Source organism: Veillonella sp. LMAG:90, from assembly GCF_008679445.1.
Lineage (GTDB): Bacteria > Bacillota > Negativicutes > Veillonellales > Veillonellaceae > Veillonella_A.
In genome coordinates, this window is record NZ_NAND01000001.1 from 1,497,712 (window position 1) to 1,519,944 (window position 22,233).

A 22,233-nucleotide genomic window follows, 5' to 3' on the forward strand; every position below is an offset into this window, starting at 1 on the left:
GAGGGGCTATGGCAATTTTGCTGCTTTATGGTGATGAGTCACAGCTCATTGATGAAAAGAAACGCGAATTTTTAACTAAATACAAGGATTTGGCGGTGCAGTCTTTAAATGATGAAGTCGGACCGGGGCGAATTTGTGAAAAGTTAAGCGAAGATTCGCTATTTGGTGAACCAACTTTATATTGTTTAATCAATCCGCCTATTTTTGTAAAGCCCAATAAAAAGGTTAGTGATGAGTGGCAACAATTGTATAATTTATTGATTACTTATGAAGGTGCCAATCCGGTGTTAATTCTATATCATGATACGATAGATAAGCGGACTAAGCATAATAGTGAGTTTTTGAAAAAAATTACGAATGTGGCCTGCATGCGTCTAAAAAAAGAGGAAATCGTCCAATGGTTGCAGTCCTATTGTAAGCAAAATGGTTTTACCATAACAATGGACGGACTGGAATATATGAAGCATTTATTGGAATTGTGGCAAGATGTGCCGGTCAGCTTTTTGCGAACCGAATTTGACCGTTATTTTCTCTTATTGCCGCCGAAAGGCAAAATAACGCAGGATTTTTTAATTCATAATGGTAGTGATTATGGAGCAAAAAATATCTTTTTATTCAAAGAGGCATTACTGCAAAAAGATGCAGCTACTTTATTGGCTTTGTTTCCTTTTATGCTTCAGAACAAAGAATCGGAACGAGCCATGTCATATATTGAAGGCCAATTGCGTTTGCAGTTGATGGTCAGCGAATGTAAAGGTACGGGATTATCGGAACGGGAGGTACAGGATTTATTTAAAAAATACGAGTCCGCTACGAAACCGTATCCCATTACTTTGGCGTACCGGCAAAGGAACGTGTCAGTACGAGCCTTGGCTAAATTGTTGCGTGGTCTCTATGAAGTTATGCGCAACAGTCGTCGTGGTGAGGGCGACTTATCTTATTTTAAAGATTTATGTTTAGCCTATTGCAAGTCCTAGAGTTTACCCATAGAAAGTTACCGGGTTTTACTCATTACAAGTTATAGGCAGCGGGGTGTTGTTGAATGAAGAAAAAAGTCGGCATTGTAGCCGGTGTGGTGTTAGGTTTAATTTCATTAAGTACGGGCGCCTTTTTATATCCTACAGGCAATGTCATTCAAGGCATGTATTTAGGTGAACGTGATGTGTCACAAGCTAATAAAGAAGAGTTGGCAGATATTATTGAAGCGGAAGCGGCCAAGGGACCAACGCATATGAAGGTCAAATGGCAGGATGGTAAGGAAACCACGGTAGCTTTAAAAGATATCGGTGTAAAACCGAATGTAGATAAAACCATTGAAAGCCTTATGACTTACGGGTATGAGCCTTCTATGGAAGAATATATTACGAATCGTTGGCATGCATTGATGGCACCGGTATCTAAAGCTATCGTATATGATGTTAATGTCCCGGCGTTAGAAGCCTTATTGCAGACTTATAGTAAAGAAATCGGGTATACCGGCCATGATGCCTATTTGACGGTTGAAAACGGACAAGTCGTATTGCATCCGGAAGTACCGGGTAAGCGTCTCGATATTGCTAAGACAGTGGCTAGCTTACAGGAAAAGCTTGCTAAAGGCGAAGTATCAGGTTTTGAGCTAGTCATCGATAATCAGGCTAAGCCAAAGATCACGGCTGAAACATTAAAAGGGATTAATACCGTATTGGGAACGTATTCCACTACTTTTAACTCCGGTGATGTAAGCCGTACCCATAATATTCAAATTGCTACCGATAAAATTAATAATGTGGTGATTATGCCGCACCAAAACTTTTCATTTAATGATATTGTTGGTGAACGTACGGCTGAAGCGGGATACGATGATGCACCGGTATTTATGGACGGTAAATTAGTGCCCGGTATTGGCGGTGGCATTTGCCAAGTTAGTTCCACGCTTTTCAATAGTGCTTTATTGGCGGGGATGGATATTGTAGAACGGACGCCGCATTTTGCACCGGTAGGCTATATGGCGGCCGGTCGTGATGCTACAGTGGCGTACGGTTATTTAGATTTTATTTTCAAAAATCCGTACGACCATCCAATCTATGTGCTGGCTCATACATCCGGTGATACTTTAACTATTAGTATCTTAGGCTTTGCGGCGGATGAACCGCAAGCAGTATCTATTACAGTGGGCAATGAGCAGACAATTCCGAATAAAGTGGAAACTCGTATCGATCCGTCGGTGACCAAGGAAACAACGACCGAAGGTCATGCAGGCCTTAGTGTGGATACGACGGTACACATTACGTATAAAGACGGCCGAACCAAAACTGACTCCTTTAACTCCACCTATGATCCGGTAACGACTTATGTTGTAAAACCGGCTAAAGAAACCGCTAAAGACGGTAAGGACGGGGCTAAAGAATCTGATAAAAAAGAAACACCTACCAATAACGATAAAACTGAATCCGCTAAGTCGGAGTAATACAATGAGTTTTAAAAATTTGAAGGAAGGATAGACATGAAAGTACGATATCATATTGTGCCGAAACGGCGAAAGCAAACGGCTCTTATGATTGAAATTAAGGATAAAACCGTAAAAATTAAAAATGTGCTGTCCCAACCGGATGCATTTAAAGAGTTACAGAATAAACTGGAAGAATGGTATCAGATAAAGCAGATTCCCGTAAGGCAACTGGCTTCCGATGATGCTGATACTTTATTCTATGGCTATGCTACGGCACCGATTCATGATCATACGCCGGAAGAGTACTATATGGATGATCCCGGAGAGATTGAAATCCCTGAGGATGCGTTGGATCAAAAGTATTGGGATGAAATTTTTCACGCCTCTGAGCATGAAAGTCCTGATGAATTTAACCATCAGGAAGAAGATATGCCACCGGGCTTTGATGAATACGATTTTCCCTTTGTATTAAGAGAGGATGCGCCTATCAGCATGTATGATGAACCGGTAGAGTGTAACTATGTGCCGGCTAAGACTACGCCGGTAGATGCACAGGCAGGCGGTGGTTTTCAGTATAGCGGAAAACGAAGACGCAGCTTTAAACGTGATGTGACCGATCCGGGCATGATTTTGGGGCCGGCTATTCACGGCGAACCGGTTAGCATTTCTTCTGTTAATGAAGAAGTAAACGGCGTCGTTTTTGAAGGCATCTTTGTGTCACTTGAAATGATTGAAACGAAAACCGGTAAAGGTCTCATTAAGGGGCATATCGTAGATGCCACAAACAGTATCCGTTTTGCCAAGTTTACGGATACCGCCGAAGAGGGCGAGGAGCTCCTTAAAACGATGAATGGACTCAAAGCCGTTCGCGTACAAGGCGATGTTCATTATGATGATAAATTCGAACGTGATTATACGCTGGTATTGCGTAGCATTCAACAGTTGGAAAGTGGCGCTAAACGTACGGAAAATCGTGAAGATTCTCGCGTAGAACTGCATCTTCATACTAAAATGAGTGACCGCGATGCCTTGGTTAATGTGAAAGAGTTATTACAAACGGTAAAAGCTTGGGGTCACCCGGCGGTAGCCATTACCGACCATGGTGTCATTCAGGCTTTCCCGGAAGCACAGGAAGTGGCCGGCAAATTAGGCGTTAAAGTGATTTACGGCGTGGAAGGGTATTTGATTGAAGATGAAGAAAATGATACCCGCGCGCATATTATTTTATTGGCCAAAAATCGGGTAGGGCTTCGTAATTTATACAAAATGATTTCTATTTCCCATTTACAGTACTACAAACGCCGTCCGCGTTTACCGCGTGCCGTTATTGAAGACCATCGCGAAGGTATCATTATCGGTTCCGCTTGTGAAGCGGGTGAGCTGATTCGTGCCATCATTAAAGGTGAGTCGCAGGAACGATTATTGGAAATTGCCTCTTTCTATGACTATCTGGAAATCCAGCCATTGGAAAATAATCAATTTTTAATGTATGACCGTAAAACCGGTGAAAAAATTCATGATGAGCAGTATCTGATTGACATTAATAAAAAGGTTGTAGAACTTGGCGAATTATTGAATAAACCGGTAGTGGCAACCTGTGATGTGCATCATCTGAATGATGATGAAAAAATATATCGCCAGATTATGTTGACTGTATCCGGTTTTAAAGATATTGAACGGACGCCGTCGCTATATTTGCGTACTACCGATGAAATGTTGGAAGAATTTAAATACTTGGGCGAAGAGAAAGCCTATGAAGTGGTAGTTACCAACTCGCGCATGATTAATGACAGCATTGAATCTTTGCAACCGGTACCGCAGGGCAAAACGTATTCACCTAAGATTGAAGGGGCCGATAATGCATTGAAGGAAATGTGTTATAAAAAGGCCAAAGAAATTTATGGGGATCCTTTGCCGGATGTAGTAGCGGAGCGCCTCGATTATGAGTTGACCCGTATTATCGGCAACGGTTACGGCGTGTTGTATTATATTGCGCATAAACTGGTGCGTAAGTCCTTGGATGACGGTTATTTGGTAGGCTCCCGTGGTTCCGTAGGTTCCTCGTTTGTAGCCACCATGGCAGATATTACGGAAGTAAATCCGTTACCACCACATTATATTTGCCCGAAATGTAAACATAGCGAATTCTTTACCAAGGGTGAATATGCCGGTGGCTTTGACTTGCCACGCAAGAATTGTCCGGAATGCGGTACACCGCTTCACACCAACGGCCATGATATTCCGTTTGCTATATTCATGGGCTTTAATGGCGATAAGGTACCTGATATTGACCTTAACTTCTCCGGTGATTATCAGCCACGCGCTCATAAATACACGGAAGAATTGTTCGGTCGTGATAATGTATTCCGCGCCGGCACAATCGGTACGATTGCTGAAAAAACAGCAATTGGTTATGTTAAAAAATATGCGGAAGCAAATGATATTCAAGCGCGTCAAGGCTTTTTGGAATCCTTGGCCAAAGGCGTTACGGGTGTAAAAAATACAACCGGTCAGCATCCGGGGGGCATCATGGTTTGTCCGCGCGATATGGATGTGCATGAGTTCACACCGGTGCAATATCCGGCCAATAAAAAAGACAGTGGCATCATTACGACTCACTTCGATTATCACTCCTTTGAAGGTTGTATGACGAAGCTTGATATACTGGGCCATGATGATCCGACAATTATTCGTATGTTGGAAGATATTACCGGTATCGACGTTCAAACGATTCCGTTTGACGATCCGGAAACACTCAGCTTGTTCTCGTCCACTAAAGCTATCGGTTTAACACCGGAGCAGCTGATGGGTGATAAAGTTGCATCCTTGGCCGTACCGGAATGTGGTACCGGCTTTGTACGGCGTATGTTGGAAGATTCCAAGCCGAAATGTTTCTCCGACATAGTACGTATTTCCGGTTTTTCTCATGGTACGAATGTATGGCTTGACAATGCGCAAACTTTAATTAAAAATGGTACTTGCCAATTGAATGAAGCCATTTCTACCCGTGATGACATCATGAACTTCTTGATGCATCGCGGTATTAAGCCAATTACTTGCTTTAAAGTCATGGAAAACGTGCGTAAGGGCAAGAAGATTGATAAGTTGAATAAATTGGGGCAAAAAGAAACGGATTACGAAGAACAGATGCGTGCCGGTGGTATTCCGGAATGGTTCATTGAGTCTTGTAATAAAATTTCCTATTTATTCCCCCGTGCCCATGCGGTGGCTTATGTAATGATGGCGTTTCGCATTGCCTGGTTTAAAATTAATTATCCGTTGGCATTCTATGCCGCTTATTTCTCGATTCGTGCCAAAGCGTATGACATGAAAATAATGGCAAGTTCACTCAGTGAACAGCGTGCCGAGTTTGATCGTTTGAAAGCACTGGACCGCAAGGCAAGCAATAAAGACAAAGACATGATGAGTGCCTTGGAAGTTTCCATGGAAATGAAGCAGCGCGGTTTTGATTTCTTAGTGGCTGATCTTAATTACTCAGAAGCCCGTCGTTTTACTATTCATAACGGTGCTTTATTGCCGCCGTTCTTGGCTGTGGACAGCTTGGGTGAAAAAGTAGCGGATATGATTGTGGCGGAACGGAAAGAAAAACCGTTTACATCAGTTAAAGACTTACAACGTCGTTGCAAGGTTTCCGGCAGCATCATCGCAACTATGCGAGATTTAGGTTGTTTTAAAGATTTACCGGAAGATGAACAAATGAGTTTATTCGGCTAAATATTAGTAGTAAAATAAATGTTAGCAGTAAAAGGAGGTTTTTATGACCTTAAAAGTGAAAGATCCGGTATGGATTGGTGTTGATGTAGGCACGACCGGTGTGCGTGCTACGGCGTATACGGCTACGGGTAAGGCAGTAGCTACGACTGAAGCATTTTACAGCTTGGAAACGCCACAGTATGACTGGGCGGAACAAAATCCGCAGCAGATTTATGATGCTGTAGAAGAAGTAGTGAAGGGGACCGTAGCTGAATTACAGTACAAATTGGTTACTATTTCCGGTTTGGCCTTAAGTTCCGTTATGCACAGCTTTATCCCGCAAGATGATAAGTTCCAACTCTTAGGCAATATGATGACCTGGGCTGATAGCCGCAGTGCCGCTATTGTTCGTCGTTTAGAAAAAGACCCTAAAGTTAAAGATTTTTACTTCAATACAGGCTGTCCGTTGCATGCTACCTATCCACTGGCTAAAATCCTATGGGTGAAAGAAAATCAGCCGTCCATTTTTGAACGCATGACTCATATCGGCTCTATTAAAGATTTCATTTTCCGTAATTTAACCGGTGAATGGGTGACTGATAAATCGGTTGCCAGCAGCAGTGGTCTCTACAATGCGCACAAAGAATGTTGGGACGAAGAAATTTTAAACTTTGTCGGTATTACCGAAAAATGTTTGCCGGAAGTTGTTTCTACGACTCATAGTAGTGCCTTGTTGCCTGATGTAGCGAGCCGTTTAGGTTTGCCGGCCGGTTTACCGGTTGTTATCGGTGCAACCGATGGTGTATTGGTAAATGTTGGTATTGGTGCTGTTTCAGCCGGTCAGCTCAGCTGCACGATTGGTACGAGCGGTGCGATTCGCATGCTTACGGAAAAACCGCGCATGGATAAACAACAACGTACATGGTGTTACAACTTAACCGATGACATGTGGGTAGCCGGCGGTGCCATTAACAATGGCGGTATCATCATGCGTTGGATGCGTGACCGTATTCTTCATTTGCATGGCCCGCAAATGGAACAACTCGATGTGGATCCATACGATTTGATGACCATGAAAGCTCGTCACGTACCGGCCGGCTCCGGCGGATTACTCTTGATGCCGTTCTTTACCGGTGAACGAGCACCATATTGGAACTCCGATTTACGCGGTGCTTTTATCGGCTTATCCTTAAATCACAGCCGTTCTTATATGATTCGCGCTACCATGGAAGGTATTTGTTACAGCCTTCTTTGCGTATTGCAAGCTCTGCGTGATTTTGAAGAAGTGAAAGACATTCGCGTCAGCGGCAGCTTTACTAAATCCGAATTATGGCTTCAGATTATGGCTGATATTTTTAATGAAAACATTACCTTGCCGACAAACAGTGAAGGGGCATCCTTTGGCGCAGCCGTATTAGGTTTTATTTCTGACGGTACGTTGAAAGACATTAAAGATACAGCTACACTAGTTACGGCTCAAGAAGTATACACACCAAAAGAAGTTAATCGCGAAGTATATGATGACTTGTTCAAGATTTATGAGTCTTTATATGTAAATATGAAAGATGATTTGGCTCGTTTGGTGAACTTCCAACAGAACCATCCGTTCAATCGTTTATAATATATTTTTTTCTTTTTGAACTATTGTGTCGGTTCATATGAAAGGAGGCGCTTCTATGCCACTGGTTATATTGGCATTAGGCATCGTGCTATTGTTCTTCCTTATTGTAAAAGTGAAGTTGAATAGCTTTTTATCCCTTATTTTAGTGTGTATTTTGTTGGCGTTTGGTGAAGGGTTGCCGATTGATAAAATCTTCCCTACCATTCAAAAAGGCTTGGGTTCAACCTTAGGCGGCTTAACAATCGTAGTCGGCTTCGGTGCCATTCTCGGTAAACTCATGGCTGACAGCGGCGGGGCACAGCGTATTGCTACCACATTGATTAATATGTTTGGTCGTAAAAATGTAAAATGGGCAGTTTGTTTAACCGGTTTTATTGTTGGTATCGCTTTATTTTACGAAATCGGCTTCGTACTTTTAATTCCGTTGGTATTTACCATTGCGGTAGCAGCTGACATTCCACTTCTCGAAGTAGGTATTCCGATGGCTGCCGCTTTATCCGTTACTCACGGCTTCTTGCCACCACATCCGGGTCCAACCGCGATTTCCGTTATTTTTAACGCCGATATCGGCAAAACCTTGATTTACGGTTTAATCATCGGTATTCCAACCGTTATTATTTCCGGTCCGTTACTGTACAACACCGTAAAAGACATTAAAACGGAAATTCCTGAAGGCCTTCACAATGATAAAAACTTCTCTGATGAAGAAATGCCTTCCTTCATGAGCAGTATTTTAACCGCTTTAACACCGGTTATCTTGATGGCTATCAGCGCCGTAGGTAAAATGATGGGTATTCCTAAAGATGCGCCAATCATGCATATCTTCAACTTCATCGGTGACCCAAGTGTTGCGTTGACTATTTCCGTTGCTGTAGCCTTCTACACATTCGGTTATGCTCGTGGCAAAACTACGAAAGAAATCATGGAAACTTCTGAAAAAGCAATTCTTACCGTTGCTATGATTCTCTTCATCGTAGGTGCGGGCGGGGCGTTGAAACAAGTGCTCATCGACAGCGGTGTAGGCGACTACATCGGTCACTTGGTAATGGGTGCTAACTTGTCCCTATTATTGTTGGCCTGGATCATCGCTTCCGTTATTCGTATTGCTGTAGGTTCCGCTACCGTAGCAGCTCTTACAGCAGGTGGTATCGTAGCGCCGCTCATTCCGCTTACCGGCGTGAGCCCTGAACTTATGGTACTGGCCGTAGGTGCGGGCAGCGTTATCTTCAGCCCACCGAATGACCCTGGCTTCTGGCTCTTCAAAGAATTCTTCGGTCTTACTGTTAAACAAACCGTACGTACTTGGTGTGCCGTAGAAACAGCCATTGCCGTATGCGGTCTCATCGGTGTAGAAATCTTGAATTTGTTTGTTTAATAAAAACTATATAAGTTACAATCAAAAGGTTGCTTCCTCAGGGAGCAACCTTTTTTGTTGAAATCTTGTGAAAATTAATAAATTGTTACTTTTATTTATATTCAATTTGTGTAATACATTATATTATTTTTATTCACAAAATGTTTAATATAACCGTATAATGTAGAATGCTTTTAATGACAAAAACCTATCTTAATAATAGATTTATCAAATAAAAATATAACCACTTGATTTACAATTTGAATTAACTTATAATATGAAAATATTGTAATTAATTTCATTTTTGTAAGGTTGATTAGGTGGTATTAATGAAGAAGAAACAAAGAGATATGCTGACTTTGCTTGTTTTGGGGCGTTTGCTGTATGTGGCGCAAATGAAGTTGGAGCGTCAGCTATAGATTATGTAGCTGTTAACTCCAGTGATACAGTTCCGGTTGCAAACGGTACTAATAGTGTAGCGGTAGGACCTAATTCTACGGCTGAAGCTATGAATAGTATTACTGTAGGAAACGGCGCCGGCGTCGCTAATGTGGCCGCTCATGGTGTAGCTATTGGCAGGAATGCTAAAGTATTGCAATCGGATAATTATAGCGATACTATGTCGAATTCGGATAAAAGAAAAACAAATGGCCAAACATCCATCGCTATAGGTGTTAATGCTGAAACGAAATGGAGTGGTGCTACGGCCGTAGGTGCGGGAGTCAAGGTAAATGGTCTAAATGCGTCAGCTTTCGGCAACGGAGCAAACGCCATTGGCGAAAACAGTATTGCACTCGGTGGTGCCTCTATGAGTGAGACGTATACGTATTTTGATACGACTTACAATATGAATAATGCTATTGCAGTGGGTAAAGAAGCTCATGTGGGAGCCGGGCGCGGTATTGCTGTCGGATTAAAAACTAAAGCTGAAGGTATAGCTTCGACGGCCCTTGGGACACAGGCTGAAGCTTTAGGTGAAAGTGATACGGCTATTGGGAACCAAGCCCATGCCAACGGTTGGGGCGCTTCGGCATTCGGTACCATTGCTAAAGCGGATGGTATGAATGCAACCGCTATCGGTAATGATGCAAGAGCTCAAAATACCTATGCCGTAGCGTTAGGCACTCATTCTATTGCAACTGCAGAAGGAAGTACATCGCTGGGCCCTAACTCTCAGGCAGATGGTAGATTTTCAACTTCCGTAGGTTATAATGTGCAAACGGCCGGACTTCACGGAATATCAATCGGTACCAATACGGTGCGCAACGCCAATGCGAATAACGATGCCAATGCGGGTGGCGATTATGCTATTTCCATGGGATCCGATACCCATGCACGCAATACCGACTCTATTGCCATCGGTCGCCAAGCTGATTCTACCAGTGCCGGCGGTATAGCTATAGGCGCAGATTCTTTCGTGGAAACTCAAGATGGCGTAGCTTTAGGCAGTCAGTCCATAGCTAATCGTTATAGTTTAAAAGATGTATCGGTAGTATCTGATGCCTCCGCGGCGGATGAACAAGTGTATGGGGCTGATAAAGCTAAAGATGCCGACAAAACTGCTATTGCTAACACAGTTAAAGGCAATGCAGGGGCGGTTTCGGTAGGTAATGATGATATGAAACGTCAAATCGTTAATGTGGCGGCCGGTTCGGAAGATAGCGATGCCGTTAATGTGGCACAGCTTCGTTCGGTTGAAAATTCAATTGAAACTACCGTGAAAGAATATACGAATGGTTTTACAACTGTTATAAACAATCATACCAGTCAGATAAATGAATTAAATAATCGAGTAGATAACATTGAGGGCAAAGTTAATACCATAGAACGGGATGTTACCCAAATGAAAGGAGAAATGCACAAAGTCGGTGCTATGTCGGCGGCCTTAGCCGGTTTAAGAAACCTCGCTTTTGATCCAAGCAGTAAATTAAACTTCTCTGTGGCCGGCGGCTTTTACCGAGAAGCTTCGGCAATGGCATTAGGTGCGTCCTATCAACCGAATGAAGACGTACTCTTTGCTGTAGGAACAAGCGTGGGCAATAATGACAACATGTATAACGTGTCCGCAACCTTCAAAGTGGGACCAAGTGAAAAACGTCGTGCTTATATTAACGATGAACGCATGGCGCCAATCAGCACCGTTTATGTACTCAACGATAAAATGACCCTGTTGGAAAAAGAAAACCAAATTGCTAATCAGAAAATAGACCAACTAGCTCAAGAAAACGTAGAACTCCTTCAAAAACTTGAACTGTTAATGACAAAACTCTCCGTTTAACTCTTTTGATAACTACACAAGTGCCGTATAAGTGTTAAGCCAATTCAGCGTTGCAAAAGAAACAACACGTACTAAGCATATCCTCCCAAAATCCTTGCTTAAGTACAACCAACCTTGCACACTGAATACAACAACTAAACCTATACGGCACTACTTTTTTTGCTTCGCAAACCCAGCAGCAAAAACACTATGAGCCCACCCCCACCAAATTGAATACTTTTATAACACACGAACCTTTGCTAACAGGCAAGCCGTTTGTGGGCAGAGTATTTTAGTTGTAACCGATGTGTGGGATGGTTGAAGCTGTATGATAGGGAAGACGATAGCCATGTCATTCGAAGCGATTTTTTTGCTTGCAAAACCTGGAGCAAGACCGCACCTAGAGTCCACCTCCCACCAATTGAATACTTTTATAGCACACGAACCTTTGCTAACAGGCAAGCCGTTTAAGAGTAAGTTCTTTGACGGACAGTGAGGCTCTAAACGGAATAGCTGCTATGAAAGGAAAGGCACTAGCCATGTCATTCGCAGCGATTTTTTTTGCTTTGCAAAACCTGAGCAAGAATGACATGGCTAATGCCTCTATTATTTCCGTTTAGAGCCTCACAAGTGCCAAAAAGAAATTCTTCTAAACCGCTTGCCATAGCAACAGTTCGTGTGATATACTCATAAAGTATGAAATTACGCACGCACGTCTGATCCGACATCTGTGTCAGGGCTTTTCCTGATTTTTACTCGGATATGAAGCGGCGGAGGTTTATTAACAGGAGGTGCCAACATGGCAGTAGTATCAATGAAACAATTATTGGAGGCCGGCGTACACTTCGGTCACCAGACAAGAAGATGGAACCCTAAGATGGCTAAGTTCATCTTCACTGAACGTAATGGTATTTATATCATCGACCTTCAGAAAACAGTTAAAAAAGTAGAAGAAGCTTATGACTTCCTTCGTGAAGTTGCTCAGAACGGTGAAGTAGTTCTTTTCGTAGGCACGAAAAAACAAGCTCAGGAATCCGTTAAAGAAGAAGCTATCCGCGCTAACATGTTCTATGTAAACGAACGTTGGTTAGGTGGTATGCTTACTAACTTCAAAACTATCGAAACTCGTGTAAAACGTTTAAAACAGCTTGAAACAATGGCTGAAGACGGCACATTCGAACTTCTTCCTAAGAAAGAAGTAATCGGCTTGCGTCATGAAATGGAAAAATTGGAAAAATACCTCGGCGGTATCAAAGATATGCCTAAAATGCCGGGCGCATTATTCGTAATTGACCCTAAAAAAGAACGCATTGCCATTGCAGAAGCTAAAAAATTGGGTATCCCTGTGGTAGCTACAGTTGACACTAACTGTGACCCAGACGAAATCGATTTCCCAATCCCTGCAAACGATGACGCTATTCGTGCCGTTAAATTATTAACCGGCAAAATGGCTGACGCTGTATTGGAAGGCCGTCAGGGCGAATCCTTGGATGACCAGGGTGAACACCAGGAAGCTGCCGATCAAGCTTTAGCACAAATGGTTTCTGACTCCGTTGACATGGTTCAGGACGGTCAGGGCTAATAAGAGCTTTTAAAAGCACAGCTTTACAAACTTAAAATGTATCATACGTTGAATAAATTTCGGCTCAAAAATATTTGATGAATACACTTTTGACGATAATGCGAAATTGTGAAATCAGCGCTATTGCTTTTTCACAGAGCGGGCTGTCATTTGAAGTATAAAATATTATATAATCGGAAAAAATTTATTTGATAAAAAATGTAGAACGATATAAAATTAAGGTAAGGCTTTATGACCTTACCTTAATTATTGTATAGGAGGTATATATTAAATGGCGATTACTGCTGCATTAGTAAAAGAATTGCGCGAAATTACAGGCGCAGGCATGATGGATTGCAAAAAAGTATTAACCGAAGCTAATGGCGATATTCAGAAAGCAATTGACTTACTTCGTGAAAAAGGCTTAGCCGCTGCTGCTAAAAAAGCCGGTCGTATTGCTGCTGAAGGCGTAGTTTCTTCTTATATCCATGGTGGCGGACGTATTGGTGTTCTTGTTGAAGTTAACTGCGAAACAGACTTCGTAGCTAAAACCGAAGACTTCCAAGCTCTCGTTAAAGACATTGCTATGCAGATTGCAGCAGCAAACCCTGCGTACTTGAACCGTGAAGAAGTTCCTGCCGAAGTTATTGAACACGAAAAAGCTGTTCTTTTAGAACAAGCTAAAGCAGAAGCTGAAGAAGATGTAAAAGCAGGTCGCAAACCAAAACCTCAAGCCGTTCTTGAAAAAATGGTTAACGGTCGCGTTGAAAAATTCTATAAAGAAAACTGCCTTATGGAACAGGTTTTCATTAAAGATGGTGACAAAACTATTACTGATGTTATTACTGAAAAAATTGCTAAAATCGGTGAAAACATTAACGTACGTCGTTTCGTTCGCTACGCTTTAGGCGAAGGAATTGAAAAGCGCCAGGACGACTTCGAAGCTGAAGTTCGTGCAGCCGCTGGTCAATAAGAGTTAAAGAGATAAGAGAACACCGTCACGTGTTCTCTTATTTTGTAATAGCAGAGGAGTAATAAAGCAATGAGTAATAGAAATTTTAAACGTATCGTCTTGAAGTTGAGTGGTGAAGCCTTAGCCGGTGATCAAGGCTTTGGTATTAACCCGTTAGTAGTAGAAGAAATTGCTAAAGAAATCGCTGAAATTGCCCGCACTACGGATTTGCAGATTGCTATCGTAGTAGGTGGCGGTAACATTTGGCGTGGCCTTGCCGGCAGTGCTAAAGGCATGGATCGTGCTTCTGCTGACTATATGGGCATGATCGCTACTGTTATGAACTCCTTAGCATTACAAGACGCCCTTGAAAATGCCGGAGCGGCTACTCGTGTTCAGACTGCCATTGCTATGCAGGAAGTGGCTGAACCATATATTCGCCGTCGTGCTATCCGTCATTTGGAAAAAGGTCGTATCGTTATTTTTGCCGCCGGAACGGGTAATCCGTATTTCTCCACCGACACTACAGCTGCTTTACGTGCTGCCGAAATCGAAGCCGATGCTATTTTAATGGCTAAGAAGTTTGCGGACGGTGTCTATGATTCGGATCCACGCACCAATCCGGATGCTAAGAAATTTGATGAGCTTACATACATGGACGTAATTAGTCGCGAACTTAAAGTTATGGACGCTACTTCTACGACCTTGTGTAAGGATAATAATATTCCAATCGTAGTGTTCAGCATGGATATTCCTGGCAATATCACACGCGCTGCGAAAGGGGAAGTTGTTGGTACTATTGTAAGAGGTGAAGAATAATGGAAATTCAAGAACTGTTAACCCGTGAAGAAGGCCGTATGGACAAAACCATCGAGGCTTTAAAACATGAGTTTGCTTCCATTCGTACCGGCCGTGCCAGTACAGCCTTATTGGACAAAGTTATGGTTGATTACTATGGCACACCATCGCCAATTAACCAGGTCGCTAATGTAACGGCTCCGGAACCGCGTTTAATTTTGGTTAAACCATGGGAAAAATCCATGATTGGACCAATCGAAAAAGCAGTTTTACAATCCGATTTAGGACTTAACCCAAGCAATGACGGTGAAACTATTCGCTTGGCGATTCCGCAACTTACGGAAGAACGTCGTAAAGAACTCGTTAAAGTAGTAAGCAAAAAAGCGGAAGAAGCTAAAGTTGCCGTTCGCAATATTCGTCGCGATGCCAATGACGCTCTTAAAAAAGAAGAAAAAGCAAAAACTATCACCGAAGATGATGCTAAACAAGGTCAAGAAAAAATCCAAAAATTAACGGATAAAAAAATTAAAGCTATCGATGATTTAAAAGACAAGAAAGAAAAGGACGTATTAGAAGTATAATGAATACGCCGAACTTAATTGTTGGATTACCTTGGCAGCTTGCACAGAAGATGTTGCAGGCTGCCAATATCCCTTTTTCAGTAACTATAGGTGAGAACTACAATAGATTTTTTACTGTTGCTGACAATGATTTTTATGTAGGCCGAGTGACCTATGTAGAGGAAACGGGCACATGGCAAGTTTTGCTATATCGCCCTATGATAGCAAGCGGTTTTGAAAACTGCACTGAGGTACAATATGCTAAAGAATTTACTTCGTAAAAAAGAAGGAACTGCGTCAACGTCAGGCGTTACTCTGGATCCTAACAATATACCTCACCATGTAGCTATTATTATGGATGGCAATGGTCGTTGGGCGAAACGCCGTGGTTTACCGCGTACGATGGGACATCGTGCAGGTGCTGATGTATTAAAGAAGATAGTGATTGCCGCTGATGAAATCGGCATTAAAGCATTAACTGTGTACGGTTTTTCCACTGAAAACTGGAAACGTCCGGCTACAGAAGTGTCTTTATTGATGAGTTTAATTCGTGAATATTTGCTTGGTAATGTACGCGATATGCATGAACATAATGTGCGTATTCGTTTTATCGGCTATATCGGTGGTTTATCCGAAGAATTGCAACAGATTATTGCTGATGCAGAACAATTAACTAAGAATAATACGGGTCTTACCTTACAGTTAGCTATTAACTATGGGGGACGCGATGAAATAGTACGAGCTGTTAAAGCTACGGTAGCTGAAGTGACTGCCGGCACTATGACAATTGAAGATATTAATGAAACATCTTTTGGTGAACATTTATTTACCAAAGAATTCAGTGATGTAGATTTATTGATTCGTCCAAGCAATGACTATCGAATCAGTAATTTCCTATTATGGCAATTGGCGTATGCCGAATTTTGGTTTACCGAAACTCATTGGCCTGATTTTACAGCTCAAACTTTATTAGATGCTGTGTATGCCTACCAGCAACGAGAACGGCGCTTCGGCGGTTTAAAGACGGAGGAATAATATGCTGAAAACTCGTGTGATTACGGCATTGATTGGCCTTGTAATAGCCATTATTGCTATTACGGCAGGCGGTTATATTTTTAATGGCATTATTCTTTTACTGGCCTTATTGGGTTGGCGAGAATATGTGCGCATACTTCGTAATATTAAGATAGTATTGCCGGAACGGTGGGGCTATTTATTTACACTCCTTATGATGGGAGCCATAACTTTTGGTTTATATAAATGGGCAATTATTGCGGGGGCAGCTTCAGTATTGGTAATAGGCTTATTGTATATTTTTGGGCCGGCCAGACTGGATTTATCCGTGATCAGTACGTCCTTGTTAGGGTTCTTTTACATAAATGGTGGCTTTGCTGCCTTCATGGCATTACGTGAAAACTCTCTCTATGATTTATTACCGATTGGCTTGGCTAATGCTCATATAGGTGAACTTGTTATTTGGTTATTGTTACTTACCACCTGGGCCAGTGATACTTTTGCTTATTTTGCGGGCGTTAAATGGGGTAAACGTAAGATTGTACCCAATATCAGCCCTAATAAATCATTGGAAGGGTATGTGGGCGGTTTTATCGGTTGTTTATTAACCGGTATTATTTATGCTGTAATCGTAGGTATTCCGTTCTCCTTAGGTCTTGGCGCCGGCCTTTTAACCGGTATTGCAGCACCTTTGGGCGATTTATTTGAGTCTAAGTTAAAACGCGCTTGTGGTGTTAAGGATTCCGGCGTTTTGTTGCCGGGCCATGGCGGTGTACTCGATCGTTTTGACAGCTTGTTATTTTCAGCGCCAATGGTATTGGTTTACCTTTTGTAATCGCGATATAATAAGTAGAGAACAGTATAACAGCGTTAAGTTAGTAAGACTTAAACAGTTAGTGATACTTAAGTCGTTGGTAATACTTAACCGGTTAGTCATATAAATATAGTAGTAGTACAAAGATAAGCAAAGGAGTTTCTATGAAAACACTGAGTATTCTTGGGAGTACCGGTTCTATCGGCACGCAAACTTTGGATGTGGTACGACAGCATCCCGATTTATTTTCGGTAAAAGGGCTGGTAGCATACCGCAATGTGGATATATTGGAAGCTCAAATTAAGGAATTTCAACCGGAAGTAGCAGGTCTGGTTGATGAAACGGCTTTTTTAGAATTAAAAAAACGCTATCAAGGTCCCACAAAGTTGGTAGGCGGTAAAGACGCATTAATTGTTGCCGCCACCTTGACGAGTGCTGAACTTGTGGTCACTGCCGTAGTCGGTGCAGCGGGCATCGAGCCGACTGTAGAGGCTATTAAAGCGAAGAAGACCATCGGACTGGCCAATAAAGAAACCTTGGTGGCCGGTGGGCCGCTTATTACGGCGTTATGCAAAGAATATGGTGTTCAATTATTACCGATTGACAGTGAACACAGTGCGATTTTCCAATGCTTGGAAGGCCAGACTCGTGAAAATGTAGATTCTTTGCTCATAACGGCATCGGGTGGACCATTACGTACATGGCCGTCTGAAAAAATTGCAACAGCCACAGCAGCCGATTGTTTGCGTCATCCGACGTGGAATATGGGCAATAAAATTACCATCGATTCGGCCACTTTATTCAATAAAGGGCTTGAAGTGATAGAAGCTCATTGGTTGTTCGGCTTTGATTTTGATCATATTAAAGTGACTGTTCATCCGCAAAGTATAGTTCATTCCATGATCATGATGAAAGACGGTGCTATTTTGGCGCAGTTAGGTAATCCTGATATGCGTGAACCGATTCAGTATGCTTTGACGTATCCCGAACGTAAACCTCTCAAGATGGATACACTTACTTTTGCCGATGCGTTGACATTGGAATTCTTCCCGCCTCGTTATGATGACTTTCCGGCGCTTAACCTCGCTTATGAAGTCGGTCGTGCAGGTGGTTTTAAACCGGCTGTGTTTAATGCAGCCAATGAAATTGCGGTGTATGCGTTCCTTGACGGTAAGTTGAAGTTTGCCGATATTTATAAAACGGTGTTGGCTGTTTTAGAAAAAATGGAAACAGAACCGGACTTTACGTTGGAACATTTACGTGAAATTGATTTATGGGCTCGTGAAACAGCCAAAGCTTTGATTAAATAGGAGAGATTATGTTAACTATTGTTGCCACAATCTTCGTATTTGGCATTATTGTGTTTATTCATGAATTTGGTCATTTTATTACGGCCAAAGCAAGCGGCATGCGAGTTGATGAATTCGCTATCGGTTTTGGTCCGGCTATTGCTAAAAAACGCAAGGGCGAAACATTGTATTCTATCCGAGCCATTCCTCTCGGCGGTTATAATAAAATCGCCGGTATGGATCCGGAAGAGCCGCTCGATGACCGTTCGTTTTTAAATAAACCGGTATGGAAACGTTTTGTCGTTATTGCTGCCGGTGCAGTATTTAACTTCTTATTGGCATTAGTTTTATTTTTTATAGTTTATGTGGCCAATGGCATTCAGACACCTTCTATGGAACCGGTAGTAGGGAACATGATGAATGGCTCACCGGCTATCAATGCTCAGATGGAGCTTAATGACCGTATCGTATCGATTAACGGAAAGCCTGTAAATGAATGGACGGATATTTCAAAAACACTACAGGGAACGGCTAATACGATTGTGCCGATTGTAGTAAACCGTAATGGTGTCAATCAAGAATTGACGGCTATTCCGGAAGCGGTTGGTGATGACGGGCGTGCCGTCATTGGTATTAATCCGGTTATGCACTCCCAGCCGTTAAGTCTTGGTGAGTCTGCTATACAGGCTGTTCATACAACCGGTTTTGTTTTAGTTAGTATGGTGGATGGCATTTGGTCCATGATTACAGGTCATGCCAATGCGGAACTTGCCGGACCTATCGGGGTAGCCCAAATGGCCGGTCAAGTGGCTGAAAGCGGTTTTTGGAACTTGCTTCAATTCACCGCCTTGTTAAGTTTGAATTTAGGCGTCATCAACTTATTGCCGATTCCGGCATTGGATGGTGGTCACCTAATTGTTTTAATCATTGAAGGAATTACGAGACGACGTTTGCCGGCGAAAGCATTGTATTATATACAAATGACGGGGGTTTTCATTTTATTGGCTCTCTTTGTATATGCTACGACTCATGACATTAGCCGTCTGTAATATAGGAGTTACCTATGATTAACAGAAAAGAAACAACTCGAATTAAAGTGGGTAATGTACCAATCGGTCATTTTGCACCGGTTAGTGTTCAATCCATGATAACTACGAATCCGGTAGAAACGGAGAAGGCCATTGCCGAAATTAATCTCCTCGCTGAAGCGGGCTGTGATTTAGTACGCCTCGCTGTGCCTGATATGGCAGCCGCTAAGGCTATCAAAGCTGTTAAAGCGGGTGCTCAAATCCCATTGATTGCGGATATCCATTTTGACTATACCTTGGCGCTTGAAGCTATCGACAGCGGTGTTGACGGCTTGCGTATCAATCCGGGGAATATCGGCGGCATCGACAATGTGGTGGCCGTTATTAAAAAAGCTAAACCAAAACAGATTCCTATTCGTATCGGCGTTAATGCCGGTTCGTTGCCGGCTCACATTTTGGAAGCCTATGGTGGTCATCCTTGTGCGGATGGCATGGTAGAAGCGGCTTTGGAACATGTGCGCATTTTAGAGTCTTTGGATTACCGCGAAATGAAGTTATCCATTAAAGCGACTGATGTGCCGCTCATGATTGAAGCCTATCAGAAGCTATCTGCCAAAGTTCCGTACCCCCTCCATTTAGGCGTTACGGAAGCCGGTACAATTACGCAGGGAACGGTTAAATCTTCCATCGGTATCGGTGCTTTGTTAGCGCAAGGTATCGGTGATACCTTACGAGTTTCCTTGACAGGGGATCCGATTCATGAAGTGGAAGTGGGTAAAACAATTTTAAGCTCCTTGGGCCTTCGTACCTATGGGGCGACCATGATTTCCTGTCCGACTTGTGGACGTTGCCGCGTTGATTTATTCAGCATGGCAGAAACAGTGGAAGCACGCCTTAAGAGTATTAAAGAGCCGATTCGCGTAGCCGTTATGGGCTGTGTGGTAAATGGTCCCGGCGAAGCGCGTGAAGCTGATTTCGGGATTGCCGGCGGTGATGGCCGCGGTATTGTTTTCCGCAAGGGAGAGGTCATTAAAACCGTTGACGAAAGTGAATTAGTGGATGCTTTATTCCATGAAATAGAAGTGTATTTAGAGTCAAAAGCAAAGGAGTCGTAATTCAATGTTAGCCAGTAAATTATATGCCCCTACATTACGGGAAACACCTGCCGATGCAGATGTAGTCAGTCAACAGTATATGTTGCGTGCCGGTATGATTCGCAAGATGGCCGGGGGGATTTATTCCTATTTACCGTTAGCTTGGAAAAGTATTCGTAAAATTGAAGCTATTATTCACGAAGAAATGGCCAATATCGGTGCTCAGGAAATTATGATGCCGATTATTCAACCTGCTGAAATTTGGCAGGAGTCGGGCCGTTGGAATGTATATGGTGCGGAAATGATTCGCTTTAACGACCGTCATGATCGCTCCTATTGCTTAGGACCAACTCACGAAGAAATGATTACGACCCTAGTAAAAGATGAAGTAAAATCCTATCGTCAGTTGCCTTTGACTCTATATCAAATTCAAAATAAATATCGTGATGAACGTCGTCCCCGTTACGGTTTAATGCGTAGCCGCGAATTCATCATGAAAGATGCGTACTCTTTCGACCTTGATGAAGCTGGTCTCGATAAATCCTATTGGGATATGTATCATGCTTATGAAAATGTATTCAGCCGTTGTGGTTTATATTTCAAACCGGTAGAAGCCGACTCCGGTGCTATTGGTGGCAGCAATAGTCATGAATTTATGGCGTTAGCCGATGCCGGCGAAGCTGATGTAATTCACTGTGAGAACTGTGATTATGCGGCTAATATTGAAATTGGTAAACCGGGTGTCATGAAACAGACGGAAGAACCTTTATTGGAACTTACGGAAGTAGCTACACCGGATGCTAAAACAATTGAAGCTGTAGCTGAGCAGTTATCATTGCCTTTGGATAAAACCATGAAAGCCGTTGTATTGTCCATTGATGGAGTGGTAGTATTAGCTATGGTTCGCGGTGACCATGAAGTGAATGAAATTGCCGTGCAACACGCTGTTGATGGCGGTATTGAGCCTGAAATGGCCAGCGAAGAAGAACTCTTGGCTGCCGGTTTAACCGGTGGCTTTATCAGTCCGGTAGGCTTAAAACAAACGGAAACATTCAAAATTGTTGTTGATGAATCCGTTATGGAAATGTTTAATGCTTGCGGCGGTGCCAATAAAAAGGATGCTCATTATATTAATATCAACCCAAAACGTGATTTTAATTTGGAAGATATCATTGTAGCGCCAATTCGCTTGATTACCACTGATGATGTATGTCCAAACTGTGGCGGTCACTTAGGTATCGCTAAGGGGATTGAAGTAGGTCAAGTATTCAAACTGGGCACTAAATACAGTGAATCCTTAAACGGTACTTATCTCGATCAGAATGGTCGCCCTAATCCATATATTATGGGGTCCTATGGTATTGGTGTTTCCCGCACTTTAGCCGCGGCAATTGAGCAATTCCATGATGAAAATGGTATTATTTGGCCACGCGCCATTGCTCCATTTGAAGTGGTAGTCGTACCAATTAATGCTAAAGATGATGCACTTATGGAAGCAAGTACTAAGATTTATGATGAACTTAAAGCGGCCGGTGTGGATGTATTGCTTGACGATCGTAAAGATCGTGCCGGTGTTAAGTTTAAAGATGCTGATTTAATTGGTTATCCTTTACGTATTACGGTAAGTAAAAATACCTTGGAATCAGGTGCTGTAGAATTAAAAACTCGTAAAACCGGTGAAGCTGTGGAAGTAGCTATTACTGATGTAAAAACAGCTGTAATCGATACGTTAAATACCTTATAATCTAT

At 42.5% G+C, this 22,233-nt stretch carries 17 protein-coding genes; all 17 read left to right on the forward strand.

From position 1 onward, the window contains the following. Positions 1-8: 8 nt before the first annotated feature. The 17 genes from holA to CCC71_RS06635 all read left to right on the forward strand — a co-directional run bounded on the left by holA (position 9) and on the right by CCC71_RS06635 (position 22,228). On the forward strand, positions 9-977 hold the full coding sequence (gene holA / locus CCC71_RS06555) for a DNA polymerase III subunit delta (RefSeq protein ID WP_156705700.1): 969 nt from the start codon (positions 9-11) through the stop codon (positions 975-977). Between the two features lie 65 nt (positions 978-1,042). After that, complete coding sequence (locus tag CCC71_RS06560) at positions 1,043-2,446, forward strand: VanW family protein (RefSeq protein WP_226974048.1); 1,404 nt, start codon at positions 1,043-1,045, stop codon at positions 2,444-2,446. A 36-nt stretch (positions 2,447-2,482) separates the two neighbouring features. Then, positions 2,483-6,163, forward strand: a complete 3,681-nt coding sequence (locus CCC71_RS06565) for a PolC-type DNA polymerase III (RefSeq protein WP_296333324.1) — start codon at positions 2,483-2,485, stop codon at positions 6,161-6,163. Positions 6,164-6,206: 43 nt separating this feature from the next. After that, positions 6,207-7,763, forward strand: coding sequence for a gluconokinase (locus tag CCC71_RS06570; protein ID WP_021841038.1), 1,557 nt, complete (start codon positions 6,207-6,209; stop codon positions 7,761-7,763). Between the two features lie 55 nt (positions 7,764-7,818). Then, positions 7,819-9,138 carry a gluconate:H+ symporter gene (locus CCC71_RS06575; protein ID WP_296333326.1) on the forward strand — a complete coding sequence of 440 codons (1,320 nt, stop codon included), beginning with the start codon at positions 7,819-7,821 and terminating at the stop codon, positions 9,136-9,138. A 394-nt stretch (positions 9,139-9,532) separates the two neighbouring features. Beyond that, positions 9,533-11,395 carry a YadA-like family protein gene (locus CCC71_RS06580; protein ID WP_296333627.1) on the forward strand — a complete coding sequence of 621 codons (1,863 nt, stop codon included), beginning with the start codon at positions 9,533-9,535 and terminating at the stop codon, positions 11,393-11,395. Positions 11,396-12,173: 778 nt separating this feature from the next. Next, positions 12,174-12,956, forward strand: a complete 783-nt coding sequence (gene rpsB / locus CCC71_RS06585) for a 30S ribosomal protein S2 (protein WP_021841033.1) — start codon at positions 12,174-12,176, stop codon at positions 12,954-12,956. Between the two features lie 271 nt (positions 12,957-13,227). Continuing rightward, positions 13,228-13,908 carry a translation elongation factor Ts gene (gene tsf, locus CCC71_RS06590; RefSeq protein ID WP_021841032.1) on the forward strand — a complete coding sequence of 227 codons (681 nt, stop codon included), beginning with the start codon at positions 13,228-13,230 and terminating at the stop codon, positions 13,906-13,908. 69 nt (positions 13,909-13,977) lie between these two features. Next, a complete protein-coding gene (gene pyrH, locus CCC71_RS06595) occupies positions 13,978-14,706 on the forward strand; it encodes a UMP kinase (protein ID WP_021841031.1) in 729 nt (242 codons plus the stop codon). Continuing rightward, complete coding sequence (frr, locus tag CCC71_RS06600) at positions 14,706-15,266, forward strand: ribosome recycling factor (RefSeq protein ID WP_021841030.1); 561 nt, start codon at positions 14,706-14,708, stop codon at positions 15,264-15,266. Before pyrH ends, frr begins: the two co-directional genes overlap by 1 nt. Then, entirely contained in the window at positions 15,266-15,526 is a 261-nt protein-coding gene (locus CCC71_RS06605; protein ID WP_021841029.1) for a hypothetical protein, read from the forward strand. The genes frr and CCC71_RS06605 overlap by 1 nt, the downstream gene beginning before the upstream one ends. Beyond that, positions 15,504-16,280 carry an isoprenyl transferase gene (locus tag CCC71_RS06610; RefSeq protein WP_021841028.1) on the forward strand — a complete coding sequence of 259 codons (777 nt, stop codon included), beginning with the start codon at positions 15,504-15,506 and terminating at the stop codon, positions 16,278-16,280. Before CCC71_RS06605 ends, CCC71_RS06610 begins: the two co-directional genes overlap by 23 nt. Before the next feature lies 1 nt (position 16,281). After that, positions 16,282-17,094 carry a phosphatidate cytidylyltransferase gene (locus CCC71_RS06615; RefSeq protein WP_021841027.1) on the forward strand — a complete coding sequence of 271 codons (813 nt, stop codon included), beginning with the start codon at positions 16,282-16,284 and terminating at the stop codon, positions 17,092-17,094. A 143-nt stretch (positions 17,095-17,237) separates the two neighbouring features. Beyond that, the gene (locus CCC71_RS06620; protein ID WP_021841026.1) at positions 17,238-18,383 is read left to right on the forward strand and encodes a 1-deoxy-D-xylulose-5-phosphate reductoisomerase; all 1,146 of its coding nucleotides are present in this window, start codon (positions 17,238-17,240) and stop codon (positions 18,381-18,383) included. Positions 18,384-18,391: 8 nt separating this feature from the next. After that, a complete protein-coding gene (gene rseP / locus CCC71_RS06625; protein WP_127058669.1) occupies positions 18,392-19,411 on the forward strand; it encodes an RIP metalloprotease RseP in 1,020 nt (339 codons plus the stop codon). A 14-nt stretch (positions 19,412-19,425) separates the two neighbouring features. Further along, positions 19,426-20,505 carry a flavodoxin-dependent (E)-4-hydroxy-3-methylbut-2-enyl-diphosphate synthase gene (gene ispG, locus CCC71_RS06630; RefSeq protein WP_296333330.1) on the forward strand — a complete coding sequence of 360 codons (1,080 nt, stop codon included), beginning with the start codon at positions 19,426-19,428 and terminating at the stop codon, positions 20,503-20,505. Positions 20,506-20,509: 4 nt separating this feature from the next. Next, positions 20,510-22,228, forward strand: coding sequence for a proline--tRNA ligase (locus CCC71_RS06635; protein ID WP_296333333.1), 1,719 nt, complete (start codon positions 20,510-20,512; stop codon positions 22,226-22,228). Positions 22,229-22,233: the final 5 nt, after the last annotated feature.